Raw genomic sequence first — 19,068 nt, forward strand, 5'->3', positions numbered from 1 at the left:
TCCTTGGGTCGCTAACGCAGAGAGCAATTCCCGACCAGATTCAAGCTTACTCTGCGGCTTCTAGCGAGAGCGGTGCATGGGTGGCCCAAGCCTGGGTCAACAGCTCCAAATCAATTGCCTCAACTCTGGGCTGAAAGCCGAGCCACTGAGTTGAGATTTGGGCAAAGGTGTGCGGAATACCACTGACGCAGAATCGAGTAGGAGAACTGGGGCGATCGCTCCGAATGCCAAGCATTTCCAGCTCTTGGGCGGCGGCTTGCACCACGGATACGGCTGGGTTTACCAAGTGCACGGTGGGCGGCAAAAATTTTTGCAGCACGGGGGCCAAGTGCGGATAGTGGGTGCAGCCGTAGACTAACGTATCAATGCGCTGCGCCAGCAAGGGGGCCAAATACTCACGGGCGATCGCCAGCGTATAAGGCTCGTGAATGCGATTTTGCTCAATAAGCGGCACAAACTCTGGACAGCCCACCTGCCAGACCTGAACGGTCGGGTTAATCTCTTCAATCGCACGCCGATAGGCATGGCTATTGGCCGTGGCAACGGTGGCAATTACGCCAACTCGCTGGCCTACCTGCACGGCTGCTTTGGCCCCTGGCAAAATCACTCCCAAAATTGGGATGTCAAACTCCTGCCGTACCTGCTCTAATACCAGCGCCGAACTGGTGTTGCAGGCCATAATTACCATCTTCACCCGGTGCTGCAAAAACCAAGCTAAAATCTCGCGAACGTATTGCAAGATTTCGGTTTGGGTACGATTGCCATAGGGCAAACGAGCCGTATCGCCAAAGTACAAATAGGTTTCGTGAGGCAGTTGACGATAGAGCTCTTGCAAAACGGTGAGCCCTCCGACGCCACTATCAAACACTCCGATGGGAGCACTCTTGTCGGAGGCAGAATGCAACCCGAGAGATGATTTCACCAACAAAGGGCGATCGCAGGGCTGAGCTGAAGACGACTCGAAGCTAGGCACAATAGGTATCAATTTCTTTACAAGTTTTGCTGTACATATTGCAGGATTCCTTGAGCAATTGCTAGTGCCATTTGGCTTCTAAATTGGGCATTAGCCAAACGTGGTGCATCTTGGGCTCCCGTCACAAACCCAACTTCAACCAGCGCAGCAGGCATCGACGTGTTGCGAATCACGTAAAAGCGAGCTGACTTTACGCCGCGATCGTTCATTCCGGTCGAGCGAATGATGTTGCTTTGAATCGCCTGCGCCAGTCGGTATCCACTATCCGACGCGTAGAAAGTCTCAGCTCCGTTGACTTCAGGCCGATCCATGCTGATGGCGTTGGCATGAATGCTCACAAATACATTGGCCCGAGCCTGTTCAGCAATTTGAACGCGCGGTTCCAAATCAACGGTTCGGTTTTCATCGCGTCGCGTGAGCACGACCTGAATGCCCTGTTGCTCCAAAATACGAGCCACTTCCAGGCTAATCGGCAGCACAACATCGGTTTCGCGCAGTCTGCCAATTCCAACCGCACCGGGGTCAACGCCACCATGACCCGGATCAATCACAACAACAATGCGGCCACTGGGCACACGCGGCGGTGTGGCGGGTGGTGGGGTTACAACGGGTGGCGGTGACACAACGGGCGGCGGTGACACAACGGGCGGCGTGGGTTGGGCTGCCCGTTGAACTTGTACGGCCAAAATTTGGCTGCTGATTTGGTTAATGGTTCCTAGCTGAGCACCCGATGCCGGCTCAACCGTAATGAGGACTGTTTGGGTGGAGTCTTGGGTGGCTGAGATTTGTCGAAGCGGACTGTTGCTGGGCAAGCGGGGTCGGCTGGCCCGCGCATCGAGACGAGCACCAGGAATGGCAATCCGATACAGCCCAGTGCGGCTGTCGCGATCGGCTCGGTAGGTAATGGCGCGATCGGCCCGAATCAGCAACTGAGTTCCATCTCCAGTCAAGTCAATGGATTGGATGGTGGCAAGCTGGCTAGAGGTCGGGGGTGGCTGAACGGGTGGGGGTGTTGGCGAACTGGGCGATGGCGAGTCTAAGTTGAGGGGATCGTTGCTGACAAAAACTTGGTCGCGGCTACGGCGAGTTGGCACGAGCAAAATGCCGCTATTGCTGCGAACGGTGGCCAACCATCCACTCTCGCGATCGCTCAAATCTAGCGTGATGCGGGTTCGGGGCGATCTCCTGCCGCTTTGGCTGAGTTCTAGCTGTCGCACCCCATTGCGGTTAATGCTCAGCTCCCGTTCTCCCAATGCCGACGAAATCGACGCATTCGATAGCTCAAGCGTCAACTCTCTCCGGTTGCGACTCCGGCTAAAACTCGCATCAGGAACGCCACCACTCGTCCGAATAAAGAAGCCATCATTCGTCATCTGAATAGAATCCACCTGCACGGCGCCTCCGGTTGCAGGCTGACCCGAGCCTGTTCCAGGCGAAGGTCGACCTCCACCAGCAACACGCTGAGGCGTCGGCACCTGAACCAACCACTCCGTAGGGGTTGCCCCACGAACCACAACCCCTTCTGGATCCAAGGTATAGCCTGTCTCCAGCTCAATCACGATTCGGGTTGTTTGGCTGTCTAATTGCCCGACGCGCACTTCGCGAATTCCGCCACCGACAGATTGCCGCTGCGTTGCGCGACCCAGCGCAATGCCGGGTAAATCAATCACTAAACGAGTCGGGTCGCTAATTAACTGTGCCCGAGGCTGTACCCCATCATCTGTTGTAAAAACTAGCCGATTTTCATTGGCATTAAAGCGCCAGGTTTGTAGCGTTCCGGCTTCTGCCGCGACTGATACCAACAGGGAACCAACAATACCCAGAACTCCGGGTAGAATCCACCTAAAATTCACAGTCAACCTCTTGCAAAGATGTGAGTTACGAACCTTGCGATCCATATGCGTGAGCGATGCCATCAGGACAGAATGCCCAAAAAACAAGACAAACCTTCAGAAAGATGTCATTTCTTTCTGGTTGATTGCATGTTTGAGTGATGCAAAATATCCCGACGATACCAATACCTTGAATGGCAAATTCAAGGATAAATCAACACAAGCAAAAGGACGCAGGTCAGTAGTCAGAAGTTTCTGGGTAGTGGTTGGTTCCCTATTAGAAATCGTCCGCTAACAATGACGATGCCAAGACAAAATCAGCCCTGTTCTTGAGCGATTTCAACTTCTTCTGAAGTGGCCATGTCAGAACTAACAACCGAGTTGCTTCCCGCTTCGATTTGGGCCGTGTCTACAGATTCTGCTGTTGTGGAAGAATCATCCTTAAACACAAGCCGTAGTAAAGCTGGAGCAATAAAGGTGGTTAGGATGACCATGACAATGACGGCAGCTTCCAACGGTTTCGATAGAACGCCTGTTGCGGAGCCAACCCCGACAAAGACTAATCCTACTTCACCACGAGGAACCATTCCTACACCAATTGCGAGTCGGTTAATGTTGGGTTGACCAAACACTGCCAGACCTGCCACTACTTTCCCAATAAAGGCGACTGCAATCAGGAAGGTTGCAATAATTAGTCCTTCACGATTTTCGGGAATGGCTGGGTTCAAAACGCTGAGATCGGTGCGCGCGCCTACTGTCACAAAGAAGATGGGCACCAGCATATCGGCAATGGGAACAATCTGTTCTTCCAGTTCTTCCCGTTTTTCGGTTTCTGCCAGGATAAGACCCGCAGCAAAGGCACCCAAAATGGCTTCGAGGTGGATGATGGCACCAATGTAGGCTAGTACAAAGGTGAAGATGAGCGAGGCGATCAACAACTGGCCCCGAGTTTTGAGCTGGTTGACCAGACCAACAAAGTAAGGGCTGAGTAGACGGCCTAAAAAGATGGAACCCACGAGAAAAATAGCTGCGCTGGCGATGAGGGTAACCACATTCATGATTTCGATTTCGCCAGTTTTGGCAAGGCTAGCCACCACCGCCAAAATAATGATGCCTAGTACGTCATCTAAAACTGCGGCACCAATGATAATTTGGCCTTCGCGAGAGTTAAGGCGTTGAAGTTCGGCGAGCACTTTGGCCGTGATGCCAATGCTGGTGGCGGTTAGGGCGGCTCCAGCGAATACGGCTGGAATGGTGGGTACCCCAAACAGACCGATGAGGCCCGCTGTGCCTAGCGCAAAGGGAACGGCTACCCCAACGACTGCAACAGCAGCGGCTTGGGGACCGACCCGAATTAATTCTTTTAGATCGGACTCAAGGCCAATCTCGAATAGCAAGATGACGACACCCAGTTCTGCCAGGATGTTGATGACTTCGCTTTGTGCGGCGAAAACGCTCACAACGCTCTCGGGCGCTAAGCCAGCTGTTCGCTCTAGAAACTCAATGATGAGGGAGTTGGTGCCTTGACCGATGTTTTCGGGGAAAACCAACAAGTGTAGAGCTGAGATGCCGACGACCACACCTCCGACGAGTTCGCCTAGGACGGACGGTAGGTTCACTCGGGCGCACAGTTCGCCACCAATTTTGGCAGCGAGATAAACCACGACGAGACTGACCAAAACGCCAGCCAAGACGAGAGGACCGCTTTCGGTTTCAGATTCTGCGGCTGCCTCTGCAAGGATGAATGGTAAGGAGCTGAAAGAAAAGGTGAGCTGGGAGAGCGGTGATGTCAAATCCATGAGCCTTTTTGGGAGCGACAACGCAACAGCAAGTTTAGTCCTGTCTACTGTACAAGTTTCTTAACAGGATGAGGAGGTTAATTTTATAAACTTAAACTCCTACGTTTTGATGATTTTGTGCAGTTGAAGTCTGCAAGGATTACTCAAAATCTCAACGCTTCGAAATCTCAACGTTTCGAAATTCCTAAGTATGATAGGACAATTACAACGGTTGAGAGTTTTAAACTTGCGATCGCTAGTATACCGAGGGCAGTTCGCTTACGGATTTTGGAAAGCTGATGGTTGACATAGTGTGAAGCCGTCTCGCTCGCTGTTGCGTGGATGCATGCATCGATACGGTGCCGTCAGCGGAGTGTAAACGACGAGGTTATACAAAAACTCGATGCTGCAATGAGGGCATTTGTCGGCGGACTTGCTCAATGCGGGCTGGCTCAATGGAGGCGATCGCTACACCCGGTTTGTCTCCTGCATCGGTTAGCACAATTCCCCATGGGTCAATAATGACGGCGTGTCCGTGCGACTGACGAATGCCGTAGTGCTGACCAGTTTGTGCTGGTGCTAACACGTAGCATGTGTTTTCGATGGCGCGGGCTTGCAGCAAAATTTGCCAATGGTCTTTGCCGGTGTAGGCGGTAAAAGCAGCAGGAATAAAGAGCAACTCAGCGCCCATGAGGGAGAGGTGGCGATACAGTTCGGGGAAGCGCACGTCGTAGCAAACTGAAATGCCAACGTTGCCGAACTCCTTGGACGGGAATACAGTGGGCAACTGCCGACCTGAAACGACGGTCGTAGATTCTTGATAGGTATTGCCGTCGGGTAGGTTGACGTCAAACAGGTGTACTTTTTCGTAGCGAGATAGTTCTTGACCATCGGGGCCAACCAACAGTGCGGTGTTGTAGACCTTGCCGGGAGTGCTGGTTGGCACAGGAAAACCACCGCCCAAGAGGGTGATTTGATAGCGCTGGGCCATAGTCTTGAGAAATTTTTCGCTGGCTTGAGCGATCGCCTCAGACTGAATCACCTTCGCCTGCTCGTCTCCCAAAAAAGAAAAGTTTTCGGGTAATCCTACGAGCTCGGCCCCCTGACGTACAGCAAGCTCGATCAAATCCTCAGCTTGAGCCAGATTTTTGCTCAAGTCGGGGACGCTATTCATTTGAACTGCAGCGGCCAGGTATGACTTCATAGAACAGTTAGCGGAAACAGATTGAAAGGATTTTCGACGTAGCCGGATTTTATCATTTTCTAAAACAAACACAGCTCAGCGTTTTCGAGGAAATCTCAAGTTTGCGATCGCACATCGTGTGATTTCGTAGTGCAAACCCTGAGCAAAATACACAACTGGGTCAATTTTTTGGGCGACATCCCTGGCAATGGAAACCGTTTGGAAAAATTGGCAGAAATCAGCGGATTGAGTCAAGATAACGTGCTCTTACCACAAAATGACTAATTTTCTCAAAAAAGCCATTGATCAATAGGGCCATTTGCACGGTTTATCGAGCGAACGTTCTACATTGATGGCTGCAGTTGTTGTTGACTAAACGATGATTTTTTGCAATGCAAATTCAAATTGCTCAACCGTTTTGTGATGATCCAAAATAAAACTAAGTAAACCCATCATGAGTTCACAAAGGCCCATCAAAATTTTTGCCAGAGTGTTATCTAAAAAGAGGCACCCAAACGATGCTTTTTGGGCTAGGAGTTACCCAAGTGTTGGGCCAGCAGTGCTTCTGCTGCATGAACATCTAACGGTTTTGCGAAGAAAAAGCCTTGGCCAAATTCGCACTCCATGTTGAGCAATTGTTGCGACTGGGCTTCGGTTTCAACCCCTTCAGCAGTTACGTCCATATTTAAATTATGCGCCAAAGTGACAATCGCTCGTACAACTTCGGAGCTGTCGGAATCGGTCGTCATTTTTGCCACAAAGGAGCGATCGATTTTTAGCGTATCAATGGGAAAGCGGCTCAGGTAGCTGAGGGAGGAGTAGCCCGTGCCAAAGTCATCAATGGCAAGTTGGACCCCGAGCGATCGCACCTGATGCATCACATCAATCACCGATCGCCCGCTTTCCATAATGGTGCCTTCGGTCAGCTCCAATTTGAGGCTGGTTGGCTCCAGCCCGGTTTCGCTAAGAATGGAATGGACATGATGTGCCAGATCCGCCATCACAAACTGTCGGCTTGATAAGTTTACGCTCATGATCAGCCGCTTGGCCTCGGCTCGTTCGCTTTGCCATTGCTGGAGTTGGCGGCATGCCTGTCGCATAATCCACCATCCCAACGGAATAATTAAGCCTGTTTCCTCGGCCACCCCAATGAATTTTTTGGGACCCAACAAGCCACTGCGGGGGTGCTGCCAGCGGGCCAGAGCTTCAAACCCTACTAAGGTTTGGGTATCGAGGGCCACAATGGGCTGGTAGTACAGCATGAGGCCGGGATGCGGCTCATCGGGAGTTGAGGAGACATCGCTGTAAACAGGTGGACTAAGATGATGGTCGAGCCGTTGCTCGTAGGTAATCGCGCGCCGCAGATCATTTTCGAGGGTGAGCCGGGCCAGCATGCGGTTGTGCATGGCAGGGTCAAATACTTCGAAGCAGGCTTTGCCCTGAGCTTTGGCCTTGTACATGGCGGTATCGGCATCTTGCAAAAGCCGCTCGGGCTGGGTGTAACGGCTGGAGCTAAGGGTAATGCCAATGCTGACGGTGATAAACACCTCATGATCTTCAATATTGAAGGCGAGGGAAAGGAGGTGCTGAATTTGCTCGGCGTAGCGGTTGGCATCTCTGGCGTGTTCAATATTTTCAACGAGGATGGCAAATTCGTCACCTGAGAGGCGGGCAATTACGGACTCGACGGGAAAGAAGCCTTTGAGCCGATGACCGATCGCCACCAAGAGTTGGTCGCCAATGGCATTGCCCAGGCTGTTGTTCACAACCTGAAAGCGGTCAACATCGAGCAAGAGCACGGCATAGAAATACAGCGGATTGTGCTGGGCGTGGACGATCGCACGGCGCAATCGTTCGACGAAAAAGACACGATTGGGAAGCCCGGTGAGGTCATCGTAGTAGGCGTTTCGCCACAGTTTTTCTTCAATGAGTTTGCGCTCGGTGATGTCGAGTTGAGAGCCAGCCATGCGGTAAGCACGTCCCTGGCGATCGCGCACAGCGACTCCACGGCACAGCATCCATCGATAGCTACCGTCGGTTAGTATGATGCGGTGCTCATGTTCTAGCGATTCGGAGCGGCCTTCTAAATGATTGGCGATCGCTTCCTTCAGCGCAGCAATATCATCGGGATGAACGCGGCCGTACCAATCTTGTGGGCGGTTGGTGAGGATAGCTCCATCGCAACCCACCATTTCTTTCCATCGTTGCGAATAGTAGACCTCGCCACTATTCAAATTCCAATCCCACAGGCCGCCGTTGGAGCCGCGCACGGCTAGGGCATACCGTTCTTCACTTTGGCGCAACAGTCGATAGACTCGGTTTTGTTCCTTGAGTTCGACGACAGCACTCGTGAGGCTAACGAGCATAATGGGCAGGGCCACAGGCAGCCAATAGTGAAACTGAAACGCCACAATGCTGATGCCACCCCAAGCCGTGGTCAACACCAGCCACATGCACAGCCGCCGCTCTAGCCGCCAGCGGCTAATCAATATGCTGAGTACAGGGCCACCCAATACCAACAGGATGATAGTCCATTCGCGGCCGAGCACGTGCAGGGAATTGCGCTCCAGCAAGTTACTAATGACGGTGGCATCAAGATAGATTTCGTTGGTGGCTGGATCTCTGTTGTAGGGGGTTTGCAAGGAATCGATGGCACTGTTGCTCAGGCCAACGAGCACGATGCGATCGCGAAAGGTGCCAGGCGAAACTCGATTTTCAATAATGTCTTGATAGGTAACCCGTTGGGCATGTTCGGATGAGCTAAGCCAGTTAATCCACAACGCTGGGCGATGGGTTTGTGCTGGAATGATTCCGCGCGATTCCAGATACAGATGAGTTGCAACCAAGGCCAACGCATTGACCCCTTGTCGTTGTAAATCGACCCGTCGAACGAGACCATCCACTTCTTTACGGCGGTATATGTGACCTGTTGCGGTGGCCGTGGCATCAAGCTGCTTGGTAGGCAAAATGGGGATGCCATCTTCATTCCAAGATTGGGCCAACACAACCCGGTCTAGTTGGTCTATGGCGGTAGCAAGCTGGCTGTCTTCGGGAGCGGCATCGGGCATGAGAATATCTACTGCCACAACGCTGGGTTCGTCGAGGGCGATCGCACTGAGGACGGCTGCGATGCGATCGCGCACCCGAAAAAACTTGCTCGATTGATCGGGTCGTGATTCGTCAATTTCTACGATGATGATGCGATCGCTCCATGGCAGTTCTCCTCGGATTTGGAATAATGCATCGTAGGCTAGGTTTTCGAGCGATGGGCCAATGCCAATCCGCATCAACATCCACAGCAGCAGTAAGGCCACTGTGCCAGGAATGAGCTTTCGCCAAACGCGCAGCGATAAAGTAAGCGATCGCTGCCCGGCTGAAATATATCGTTGAAACCAAACGTTCATGCTGCCAAGTAGGTCACCCTTGAGTCGCGAGTGCCCTGTTCCTAATCAAAGGGGGACTGATCAGAAAACACCAGTGCTTCCTTCCTATGCTGATTTATCGACACGCACATGCCAGGTTAGGAAAACACCCCGTCGAACACTCCGCCCTATTTTTGCAAAGACTATTGTGACGGACATTGATCCATCCCACCAGATGAGCAAGAACCCACAGTTCAATGAAGATAAGATGAAGCTTTCGAGAGGGTTTACGCAAAATTACGTAGCCTGTAGATGTCTTCCTTCAAGTTTGGCTACCAGCCTAGGCTTCAGAGAAATCCGTAGCCACTGACTGGAGCCCGAGAATGAGTTGCTTTTGCGCTGGCGGTCGTGGGGGTGGTCGCTAGCACAGCATGCTGATTTTAGGATGTGATGAAGATGAGGAAAAGGGCGATCGCCAAGTCATCCCCAATCAGTCGCAAATGCAAGCCCGCAAGATTTTATAGTTGCAAACAAACTTCCATTGAGTAGAGCCTCCGTCGCAGAAAGGCGTTGCCTGTTTTGTCGAAGCACCCCCCACCATAACCTAAATTTTCATTTCTAAAGCAACGTCAGGGATGGTCTAGTCAGCCTCTCGTTTTGGGTGAGCCGAAACCCCAGCTGCGCATGGGTAACGCACCCATCAAACTAGGCTCATCTGGGGTTGCGTAGCGCGGCCCTTAGATAAGCCCTTGCCAAAGCGGGCGTTGCTAAAGTTGTATCTTTAAGTTCGTTGATGGGTGGATGTGCCCCGTGCCAGATGGCTTTGCAGCTCATCCAAAAAGGGATGCTGAGCCTTGAGTAAGCGGAGTCGAGCCTCGGTTAAGCGAAACCACCCTGCGCGGTCTGCCTCAGGAAACTCTTGCAGCCTACCCGATCGCGGCGGGTACTCCATCGTAAAGAGATTGCTGCGAAATAGCTTCAAGTCAAAATCGCCCTCAAAAGCCCACGCCTTGACTCGCTTTCCCGACTGCTTCACTTCTTGAAGTTCTAAAAACTCCCCGATTGGAGTAAACCCCGTCTCTTCTTCAAACTCTCGTTTGGCGGCTGCAAAGGCGTTTTCCCCCTCCAAGTATTCTCCTTTGGGGATTGACCAACAACCCTCATCCTTTTTTGCCCAAAATGGCCCTCCTGGGTGTACGAGTAGCACCTCTATCTGTCCAGATATGAGACGATACATCAGCAGCCCTGCACTTTTCTTTGCCATTCTTTTGCTGTTGTTGACTTCTCATCTGCCGAAATTATGATGCATCTTTTTCACATCACAACGCAGTTGCAATGGCAACAGGCTCAACAACTTGGCGAATATTGGGCCGAAAGTTTGGAGACCGAGGGCTTCATTCACACATCAAAGCGAGATCAGGTTTTGTGGGTGGCAAATCAGTTTTATCGGGGGCAACCCGATTTAGTGCTGCTAACCATCGATCCGGCCAAAGTTCAACCTGTGATTCGCTACGAAACGGTGCCCGATGTGCCTGTCGATTCTGAGTTTCCTCATATCTATGGGCCGCTAAACCTGGATGCTGTAGTGACTGCTTCGGTTTTTACGCCTGGTGCAGATGGCCTGTTTGATCAGGCGGCAATATCCAATGGTTGATGCAACCTCATCAGCCAGCTTTGGTGCCCAAATCGCTTCAGTGCACCAAAGCTGAGAGATTCGGATACGGCTTCGTTCCACCCATGAGTTCAAGTTTGAGCTAACGCAAACATACTGGATTTGTTGAACTTGCAATAAGCTCTACAAGTGCTGAGCAAAGCTGAAGCATGGCTAGGTTGACTTAGGGGATCTGCCAAATGCGGAGGCGGCTTTGGTCATTTGCTCCGTCGGTGTTGAGAAAGTAGCGACCATCGGGGCTAAAGCTCATAATTTGGGGGCCGGGAGCGTTGGAGGCCAGGTTGTAGCGGGGCTGGTTGGTGGGCAGGTTGCGTAGTTGGATGTAGTTGCCAAAGCTAATGGCAAGGGTTTGGCGATCGCCACTCACTGCTAGCGCCTTGGCCGGAGTTCTCGTCGTTAATAGCGTCCGTTCCAACCGTCCTTGTTGCGCATTCCACTGTTTAATTGTTCCATTGCTGTGAGCGGTATAGATGGCGCGTCTATCGGGGCAAATGGCCAGAGCAGTGATTCCTTCGGTTGCCCCAGGAGGCAGGGTGCTGATGCGTTTGCCTTGTCTTAGATCCCACACGCTGGCAGTTCCAGAACTGCTTGCCGACACTAGCGTATAGCCATTGGGGGTAATCGCTGCGTAGTCTGCGCGGTAGCCGCCCAGGTTCTGGTGCTCTTGCTGGGTCTCCATATCCCAGAGGCTAATGCTGAAATCGCTGCCCAGCCCGGTAGCATTTACCAAGGTCTTGCCATCGGCAGTGACCATCACAATGCCGGAGCCGCGAGTGTTGATGGGTAGTTCTTGGGTTACCACACCGGAGCCAATTTCCCGGAGCTGCACGGTGCCGTTGGACTTGCTGGTGACAAAATATTGCCCATCGGGAGTGATATCAACCCAGCTAAATACGGTGTTGTCGGTATCGCGATCGAACCGAAGGTGCTGCACGCCATCGCGCCAAGCCCACAGCCGCACAGAGCCATCGGAGTGGCTGGTAGCAACAAAGTTACCGTCGGGCGTAAAGTCCATATTGTAGATGGAGCCTTCGAACGGCAGGCTGTGACGCAGTGGAGGACGCGCCTGGAGACGCTGTTCTAAGGAAGGAACACGAAAACTAGGAGCAGCCTCGCTTTGGGTGGGCGCAAGCATGGGAACTAGGGTGAGGGCGATCGCCCAAAAGCCAGATTGAATAGCCCGATACGTCATAAACAGATTAGTGGCGGTGTTTGTGTAACAAAGAATTCTTAGCTTCTCCAAATTTAATCTGTGGGTTGGGGAGGTGTGAGTATGGTTGCAATTTTGAGAGCAAGAAGGGAATCGGGGAAGGGGCTAGGATTTGGGGGCTAGGAGCTAGGGTGAAGAGGGAGTGGGGAGTGGGGAAGGGGCTAAGGGTTAGGGGTTAGGATCTCGAGGCTAGGGGTGAAGAGAGGGAGTGGAAGGGACTACAGCCACGGTTCGATGGTTCAGGCATACACCCCAATCCGCGCCCGTTTGCCACCCAGCCCCATCCCGAACCCGGTGGGCGGATTGGTATGGTGATGTCAACTCCTTGCGGGGAGTCTGGGGGAGTTAGGCCCCCAGAAGGCGGGGGATCGGGGGGAAGTCCCCCGAGTAGGGTGTTTCGGGACAACTCAATCACGAAAACGGGAACGAGGAATTGGGAATGGAGATAAAAGGGGGCGCGATCGCTGCGATACACTGATGAAGTTGTAAAATTCATCGGGAATTGTTGGCGTAACCGCAGTATGGCGACTTTTTTGTTGGAAGTAGGGACTGAAGAATTACCGGCTAGCTTTGTGGCAAGTGCGATCGCGCAATGGAAGTCGCGAATTCCCGCTAGCCTAGGTGAGCAGTTTCTGTCGCCATCGTCGGTGCAGGTGTACGGCACGCCGCGTCGGTTGGCAGTGGTGATCGAGGGTTTGCCTGAGCAGCAGGCCGATCGCCAGGAAGAGGTAAAGGGGCCATCGGTACAGGCCGCTTATAAGGATGGAAAACCGACCAAAGCCGCAGAAGGATTTGCGCGATCGCGCGGCGTTTCGGTGGATGACTTTGAGGTGCGCCAAACCGAGAAGGGCGAGTTTGTGTTTGTGACGCAAAAGATTCCCGGTCGTCCAACCACAGAAATTTTGACCGAGCTGATTTCCCAATGGATTTTTGGGCTGGAAGGGAAGCGGTTTATGCGGTGGAGCGATGGCGAGCATCGGTTCTCGCGCCCGATTCGCTGGTTGGTGGCGCTGTGGGATAAGGATGTGCTGCCGTTGACCATCGAGAACGCATCGGATGTGGTGACGAGCGATCGCCTTTCCAGGGGTCACCGCATTTTGTCTCCTGGTGAGATTTCCGTTCCCAGTGCGGATGCCTATGTCGAAACCTTACGAAAAGCCAAGATTGAAGTTGATCCCGAGCGGCGACGTCAGGTGATTGTGGAGCAGTCGCAGGAAGTGGCGCGTTCTGTAGGCGGTACCGTCTCCATCAACCCCGGCTTGTTAGAAGAAGTGGTGGATCTGGTGGAGTATCCCACGGCAGTTGTGGGCCAGTTCGACGCAGAATTTTTGGCTGTGCCTGCCGAAGTGCTGGTGATGGAAATGGAGAGTCATCAGCGCTACTTCCCCGTGTTGAAGTCTGCCGACTCTAGCGAACTGCTGCCCTACTTCATCACTATTTCCAATGGAGACCCAGCCAAGTCGTCCATTATTGCCGAGGGCAACGGTCGCGTGATTCGCGCACGCCTCTCCGACGGGCGCTACTTTTTTGATATTGACCGCAAACAGCCGTTGGAAGGCTATTTGCCTAAGCTGGAAACCGTTACGTTCCAGGAAGCGCTAGGCTCGATGCGGGCCAAGGCTGATCGCATTGTGGCGATCGCCACCCAAATTGCCACCCAGCTCAACGTTAGCCCAAGCGATCGCACCCATATTCAACGGGCAGCACTGTTGTGCAAAGCCGACCTCGTCAGCCAAATGGTGGGCGAATTTCCCGAACTTCAGGGCGTAATGGGCGAAAAGTACGCCCGCACCAGCGGTGAACCCGAAGCCGTAGCGATCGCCATCTCAGAACACTACCTACCCAAAGGTGCAGGCGATGCCCTACCCAAAACCCTAGCCGGACAAGTGGTTGGCCTTGCCGATCGTCTCGATACGCTAGTAGGCATCTTCAGCCTGGGTATGATTCCCTCCGGCTCCTCCGACCCGTTTGCGCTGCGCCGCGCCGCCAACGCCATCGTCAACATCGCCTGGGACGCCGACCTCAAGCTCAACCTAGAGCAACTGTTAGAAGACGTGATTGCTGACTACGGCACCAGCACCATTCAAGATGCAGCAGGGTTGCGATCGCAGCTTCGCGAATTCTTCCTCCAGCGCATTCGCACCCTACTGCAAGACGATCGCCAGATCGACTACGACCTGGTCAATGCCGTACTGGGCGAAGACGATCCCGAATATGCCGAACGCGCCCTCCAAGACTTGCTAGATGTGCGCGATCGCGCCCTATTCCTCCAGTCCATCCGCAACGATGGCCAACTCAACGCCATTTATGAAACCGTCAACCGCTCCACCCGTCTTGCCAAACAGGGTGACCTAGATACCACTACCCTCGACCCCGGCAATCTCGTTGATCCGGCCCTATTCGAAAAAGCGTCAGAACAAGCCTTTTACAATGCCCTGACTCAACTCGTTCCCAAAACCCAAACCGCCCAGCGCGATCGCAACTACCAAACCCTGGTAGATGCCCTAACCGAAGCCGCCCCCATTGTCGCCAACTTCTTCGACGGCGAAGACAGCGTCCTCGTTATGGCCGACGACCCCAACATCCGCCGTAACCGCCTGAACCTACTTGGCCTCCTGCGGAACCATGCGCGAGTTCTAGCAGACTTTGGAGCGATCGTGAAAGGGAGTGGGGAATAGGGAGTAGGGAGTGGGGAATAGGGAGTAGAGAGTGGTAAGAAGTCAAGAGCTACGGTTTGGGGGGGGCGGACATGCACCCCAATCCGCGCCCGTTTGCTGCATCGCCCCAGCCCTAACCCGGTGGGCGGATTGGCATTGAGATGTTAGCCCCTTGCGGAGGGGTTCCTAAGGGGACGTGCTTCGTCCCCTTAGAAGCGGGGGATCGGGGGAAGTCCCCCGAGTAGGGTGTTTTGGGAAAGTCGAATCTTGCAGCTTGCTAAACCTCCAATACTGCGAAACTTTGCCTAAAAGGCGAGATCGCCCTTAACTCAGCCCAATTCGACTCAACATCGCCCGATGCTCCGCCAACGGAGCCAACGTATTCGCCGCAATCATGCCACTCGCCGCCACCGCAGGCAACCCAATCCCCGGAAACGTCGAATCTCCACAGCAAAACAGCCCACGCACTGGCGATCGCGCCCCCGGAAACACCCCCTCTCCCGCCCAGATCGCTGGACCATACGACCCTTTGTACCGCCGCAAATACCGCTCATGCGTCAGCGGCGTGCCCACCAACGCCACCTCCGCGCGCGATCTCACATCCGGAATCACCCGCTCCAGCGCTTGCCACATCACCTCAGCCCGCTGCCGCTTTAGCTCCGCATATGCCTCACTGCGGCGATCCATCCCCTGCCACCGCTCATAGGGCTCATTCCCCGGCGTATACACATGAATCGCGTGCTTACCCGAGGGAGCCAACGACGCATCCAATACTGACGGAATCGAGATCAGCACCACATTCTGCGGAGCCGTCACCCCCTGTGTCCAGTCATTTACCACAATGTAGTGGCAGGCCAGATCCGGCGGCAAGTTCTGCCCATCAATGCCCAAATGCAGATGCATAAAGCTGTCGCACATGGGCGTATTCGCACGGGCTGTGCGGTCGCGCTGGGATAATGCACCTGAGGGCAGCAGCTTCAACGTGTCCCACACCGAAGCGGCCGAAACCACTGCCCGCCGTGCTCGAATCTCCTTGCCATCGCGCAGTCGTACACCCACCGCACGTCGCCGCTCCATCAAAATGTCTGCAACATGAGCATTCAGCAGCAACGTGCCTTTGTGCTTTTGCAAGCCTCGGATCAATGCCTCGACCAACGCTGCACTGCCACCCATGGGATAGTCCAAGGCCACATTGGGCCGATACCAATCGGCAAACATGAATGCCACCTCCGCTGCACTCGTGCCGCTGGCAGGCAACCCAGACAGCAAAAAACACAGCAAATCCAGCCAATTGCAGATAAATGGATCCTGTATGACCTCATCCACTATGCGGGAAAATGGCCCCGTGAGCTTGGCAATCGTGGGCGCATAATGCAGGAGCGATCGCCCAAACGGGCTCACCGTCAACGCTACTGCCCAATCTAGTCGAATTGCTGCAGTTGGAAGCGCGATCGCCGCATCCTTCAATGGCTCCATTACCCGTTGCAGATTGCGCCACTCTTCCACAGCCGCAGGACCCCGAAACTGGGCCAACACCTCACAAAACTGAGCCGCGCCAACCTTGGTGAAAAAATTGCCCTCCGGCAAACAGCAGCCCCAAGTATCGTACTGTACCCACTCCACCGACTCCCCAATCGCATCCAGCACCTGCTTCAATGGATTGGGCGAGGGACTATAGGACATGCCTGAGTACAGCGATGGCCCCGAATCGAACCGATAGCCCTGCCGCTCAAACCCATGGGCGGCCCCACCGGGAATGCTGTGGCTTTCGCACACCACGACCTCAAAGCCATAGCCTGCTAGCAGCGCCGCACAACTCAGGCCGCCAATTCCACTGCCAATCACAACAACATCGGTTTCTAACATACAGAGGTTACTAGCGAACAGTCTTCTAGCGCTTGGGCAACACCCCAAATATCATGCCCTATGGTGCCAGGCTTTGGCAGCAAACAAAGCACTCCATCTTGGCCACCTACTCCTTAAATTAAAAAGCTACAGGACTTACGCAGTTGAATGATGTTTGGAGCGCTTAGCGCTCCAAACATCATTCAATCCTCTGGTTTTTCGGATGAAGTGCGTAAGTCCTAAGCTAGATAAGGAAGATTCGAATGACCCGAAACATCCTACTCGGGGGACTTCCCCCCGATCCCCGCCTTCTGGGGTCCTAACTCCCCCAGACCCCCCGCAAGGAGTTGACATCACCATGCCAATCCGCCCACCGGGTTCGGGCTGGAGCCGGGGGCAAATGGGCGCGGATTGGGCTATCCGCTCGAACCATCGAACCGTAGCAGTAATCCTCTTCGACTCCCGATTCCCCACTCCCTAGCTCCCAAATCCTAGTCCCTTCCCCGATTCCCTCAGCAGTTCCTCAAAGCGTTTGGGACGCTGCAATTCGCGGACTCGCTGGCGAATTTGGTTGTGGCGCTCAATCCCTTCGTAGGCAAATCGGTTGTAGCCATTGCGCTCAATTTGAGTGGCCATATTGCGTAGTCGCTCATCGGTATCGGGATGAGTTGAGAGCCAGCGAAATGTTGTTGCGCGGCTGCGCTCGCGCTTGCCCAGTGTTTCCATGAGATTGTGCAATCCATCCGCCGCGTAGCCCGATGTGCTAATCAACCGTGTGCCAAAGGCATCGGCTTGGCGCTCCATGTCGCGGCTGTAGCTTAGTGTGGTGAGGTTTGCGGCAATGCCACCATAGGGAATGAACTGGAACACGTTGCTGGACAGGTTCGCTTCTACAATGAGTTGAAACCCGTGGGACAGCACCGTATGCGCCAATTCATGGGCAATCAACCCTGCTAGCTCAGCTTCCGATTCTGCTTGCAGAATGGCACCCGAGTTGATGAATACCTTGCCACCGGGTAGAGCAAATGCATTGAGCTCGTTGTTGTTGATGACAAAAAATTCGTACTCAAAATTGTCGCGTCCGGTTAGGCTGGCGAGGCGCTGCCCGATGTCGTTGACGTAGGCGCTGACTTCTTCATCTTCAATCAGTTCAAGCTGGCGCGCGGCACTGTTAGAGACTGACTCCCCAATGGCTGACTCTCCACGTAATAGGGTCAGCGTTGTTTGCAGGGTCGAAAGTGGGCCAAATAGGCCGCCTGTGAGGGCAAATCCCAAGGTTCCAGTGATGGCATTGGCAATCGCATTTCCTGTCAAGCGCTCTCGTAACCGACGACGAAAGGTATCGAGATTTTCCTGAGCGATCGCTTGAAACTCTGGGGCTGCGGGATGTTCCGGATACAGCAGGGCAAACTGCCGCGCCGCAATTGAAGACTCCATCCATTGATTGTTAGCGGCTAGAGCATCGACTTGTGCATGAATTAGGTCTGCCTCATCTCCATAAATGCCGACCACCCGTTCCAGGCTTTCTACCGCTTCTTCAGGTTTTTCTTCGGCAATCAGGAGTTCTGCAAAGCGGAGATGACCAGGGATAAAGGCAAGTTCTTGCTCTACCAAAAGACGCAGTGCCACCAACTGCCGAGTTGTCATGCTCTGCTCGCGGCCTGCTTCGGCCTCGCGCCAGTACACTCGCCCCTCGGGAGACAGCAGCGTTGGATCGGCAAAGGCAGGCTGTCGATCAGGCAGGTTTGCGTCGCTGAGTTCGCCTTTGGCTTCGCGATAAAGGGCTGTGGCTTCGACGTATTGCCCCGCTAACCATAGGCGATCGCCCTCGGAAATGAGTTCTCGACGTCGAGCTTGCTCTAGTAGGGCTTCAGCCGCGTCTTCTGCACCTGCGGCAGGGGCGTCTTGGGTTGCCCCCGCTGCATCCGACGGTTCTGGTTCTGAAGTGACATTGGTTGGATCTTCGGCTAAGCCATCATCCCCTGACGGATTGGCGTTTGGATCTGAAGAGTCTACAGAAGGCTCTGCCTCATTTGCCGAGTCTGCAGAACTGGCAGAATTTGGGTTATTTGATGCTGGGGTGGTTGGTTCAACATCGGACGTCGTATCAGATGGAACCGCTGCTGGTGGGCTCGGTTGGCCAACAGGTGTCGCTACCGAGACCTGACCCCCTGCTGGTACTGTGGTCACTGTAGAAAGGTCTGTCAATGGCGCAGGGGGCGGTTCTGGCTGAATGGCGGTCGCGCTTGATGCGGTTTCTATCCAGGTTTCAGAGACAACAACAGCAGAAGAGAGATTGTTTGCCTCTGCTGTTGTTGTTGGGGATGGAGTTTGCTTTAGGCGGGCTACCGCATCTGAACGCGTAGTCTCTTCGGCAGTTTCGGGAAGGGCGATCGCAGGTGGCGCTCCCACAACAGTCCCAGCCAACATTCCGCCCAGAGCGATTGAAAGAGAAAGCCTGCCCACCATGGTTGCCCCTTGCATGGTCACCCCTTGCTGCCGCACCGAGTTTTTCAGCGTAGACGCAGTTGCCTGCCAAAAGTTCCCAGGGATATG

At 53.8% G+C, this 19,068-nt stretch carries 11 protein-coding genes; 2 read left to right on the forward strand and 9 right to left on the reverse strand.

Going from position 1 to position 19,068, the window contains the following annotated elements; all coding sequences use genetic code 11:
- Positions 1–46 precede the first annotated feature (46 nt).
- The 6 genes from murI to ACQ4M4_RS08155 form a co-directional block, all read right to left on the reverse strand.
- Positions 47–973 (reverse strand): glutamate racemase, encoded by a 927-nt coding sequence (gene murI, locus ACQ4M4_RS08130; RefSeq protein ID WP_430683981.1) that lies wholly within the window; start codon positions 971–973, stop codon positions 47–49.
- 17 nt (positions 974–990) lie between these two features.
- Positions 991–2,826, reverse strand: coding sequence for an N-acetylmuramoyl-L-alanine amidase (locus ACQ4M4_RS08135; protein WP_430683982.1), 1,836 nt, complete (start codon positions 2,824–2,826; stop codon positions 991–993).
- 296 nt (positions 2,827–3,122) lie between these two features.
- Positions 3,123–4,604: a cation:proton antiporter gene (locus tag ACQ4M4_RS08140; protein ID WP_430683983.1), complete on the reverse strand. Its 1,482-nt coding sequence runs from the start codon at positions 4,602–4,604 to the stop codon at positions 3,123–3,125.
- 367 nt (positions 4,605–4,971) lie between these two features.
- On the reverse strand, positions 4,972–5,787 hold the full coding sequence (locus ACQ4M4_RS08145; protein WP_430683984.1) for a carbon-nitrogen hydrolase family protein: 816 nt from the start codon (positions 5,785–5,787) through the stop codon (positions 4,972–4,974).
- A 509-nt stretch (positions 5,788–6,296) separates the two neighbouring features.
- Positions 6,297–9,170: an EAL domain-containing protein gene (locus ACQ4M4_RS08150; RefSeq protein WP_430683985.1), complete on the reverse strand. Its 2,874-nt coding sequence runs from the start codon at positions 9,168–9,170 to the stop codon at positions 6,297–6,299.
- Between the two features lie 739 nt (positions 9,171–9,909).
- Positions 9,910–10,392, reverse strand: coding sequence for an NUDIX domain-containing protein (locus ACQ4M4_RS08155; RefSeq protein WP_430683986.1), 483 nt, complete (start codon positions 10,390–10,392; stop codon positions 9,910–9,912).
- A 36-nt stretch (positions 10,393–10,428) separates the two neighbouring features.
- Here ACQ4M4_RS08155 and ACQ4M4_RS08160 point away from each other — a divergent pair, with 36 nt between their 5' ends.
- Positions 10,429–10,782 (forward strand): DUF952 domain-containing protein, encoded by a 354-nt coding sequence (locus ACQ4M4_RS08160; protein ID WP_430683987.1) that lies wholly within the window; start codon positions 10,429–10,431, stop codon positions 10,780–10,782.
- 181 nt (positions 10,783–10,963) lie between these two features.
- Here ACQ4M4_RS08160 and ACQ4M4_RS08165 read toward each other — a convergent pair whose 3' ends face one another.
- The gene (locus tag ACQ4M4_RS08165) at positions 10,964–11,992 is read right to left on the reverse strand and encodes a WD40 repeat domain-containing protein (RefSeq protein WP_430683988.1); all 1,029 of its coding nucleotides are present in this window, start codon (positions 11,990–11,992) and stop codon (positions 10,964–10,966) included.
- Positions 11,993–12,531: 539 nt separating this feature from the next.
- On the opposite strand from ACQ4M4_RS08165, the gene glyS reads away from it, so the two are divergent.
- On the forward strand, positions 12,532–14,688 hold the full coding sequence (gene glyS / locus ACQ4M4_RS08170) for a glycine--tRNA ligase subunit beta (protein ID WP_430683989.1): 2,157 nt from the start codon (positions 12,532–12,534) through the stop codon (positions 14,686–14,688).
- A 303-nt stretch (positions 14,689–14,991) separates the two neighbouring features.
- Here the strand turns inward: glyS and ACQ4M4_RS08175 are convergent, their stop codons facing one another.
- Both ACQ4M4_RS08175 and ACQ4M4_RS08180 read right to left on the reverse strand, forming a co-directional pair.
- Positions 14,992–16,581 (reverse strand): phytoene desaturase family protein, encoded by a 1,590-nt coding sequence (locus ACQ4M4_RS08175; protein WP_430683990.1) that lies wholly within the window; start codon positions 16,579–16,581, stop codon positions 14,992–14,994.
- A gap of 408 nt (positions 16,582–16,989) precedes the next feature.
- Positions 16,990–18,996, reverse strand: a complete 2,007-nt coding sequence (locus ACQ4M4_RS08180) for a M48 family metalloprotease (protein WP_430683991.1) — start codon at positions 18,994–18,996, stop codon at positions 16,990–16,992.
- Between the last annotated feature and the right edge of the window lie 72 nt (positions 18,997–19,068).

This window comes from Leptolyngbya sp. AN02str (genome assembly GCF_050565595.1).
GTDB lineage: Bacteria > Cyanobacteriota > Cyanobacteriia > Elainellales > Elainellaceae > Kaiparowitsia.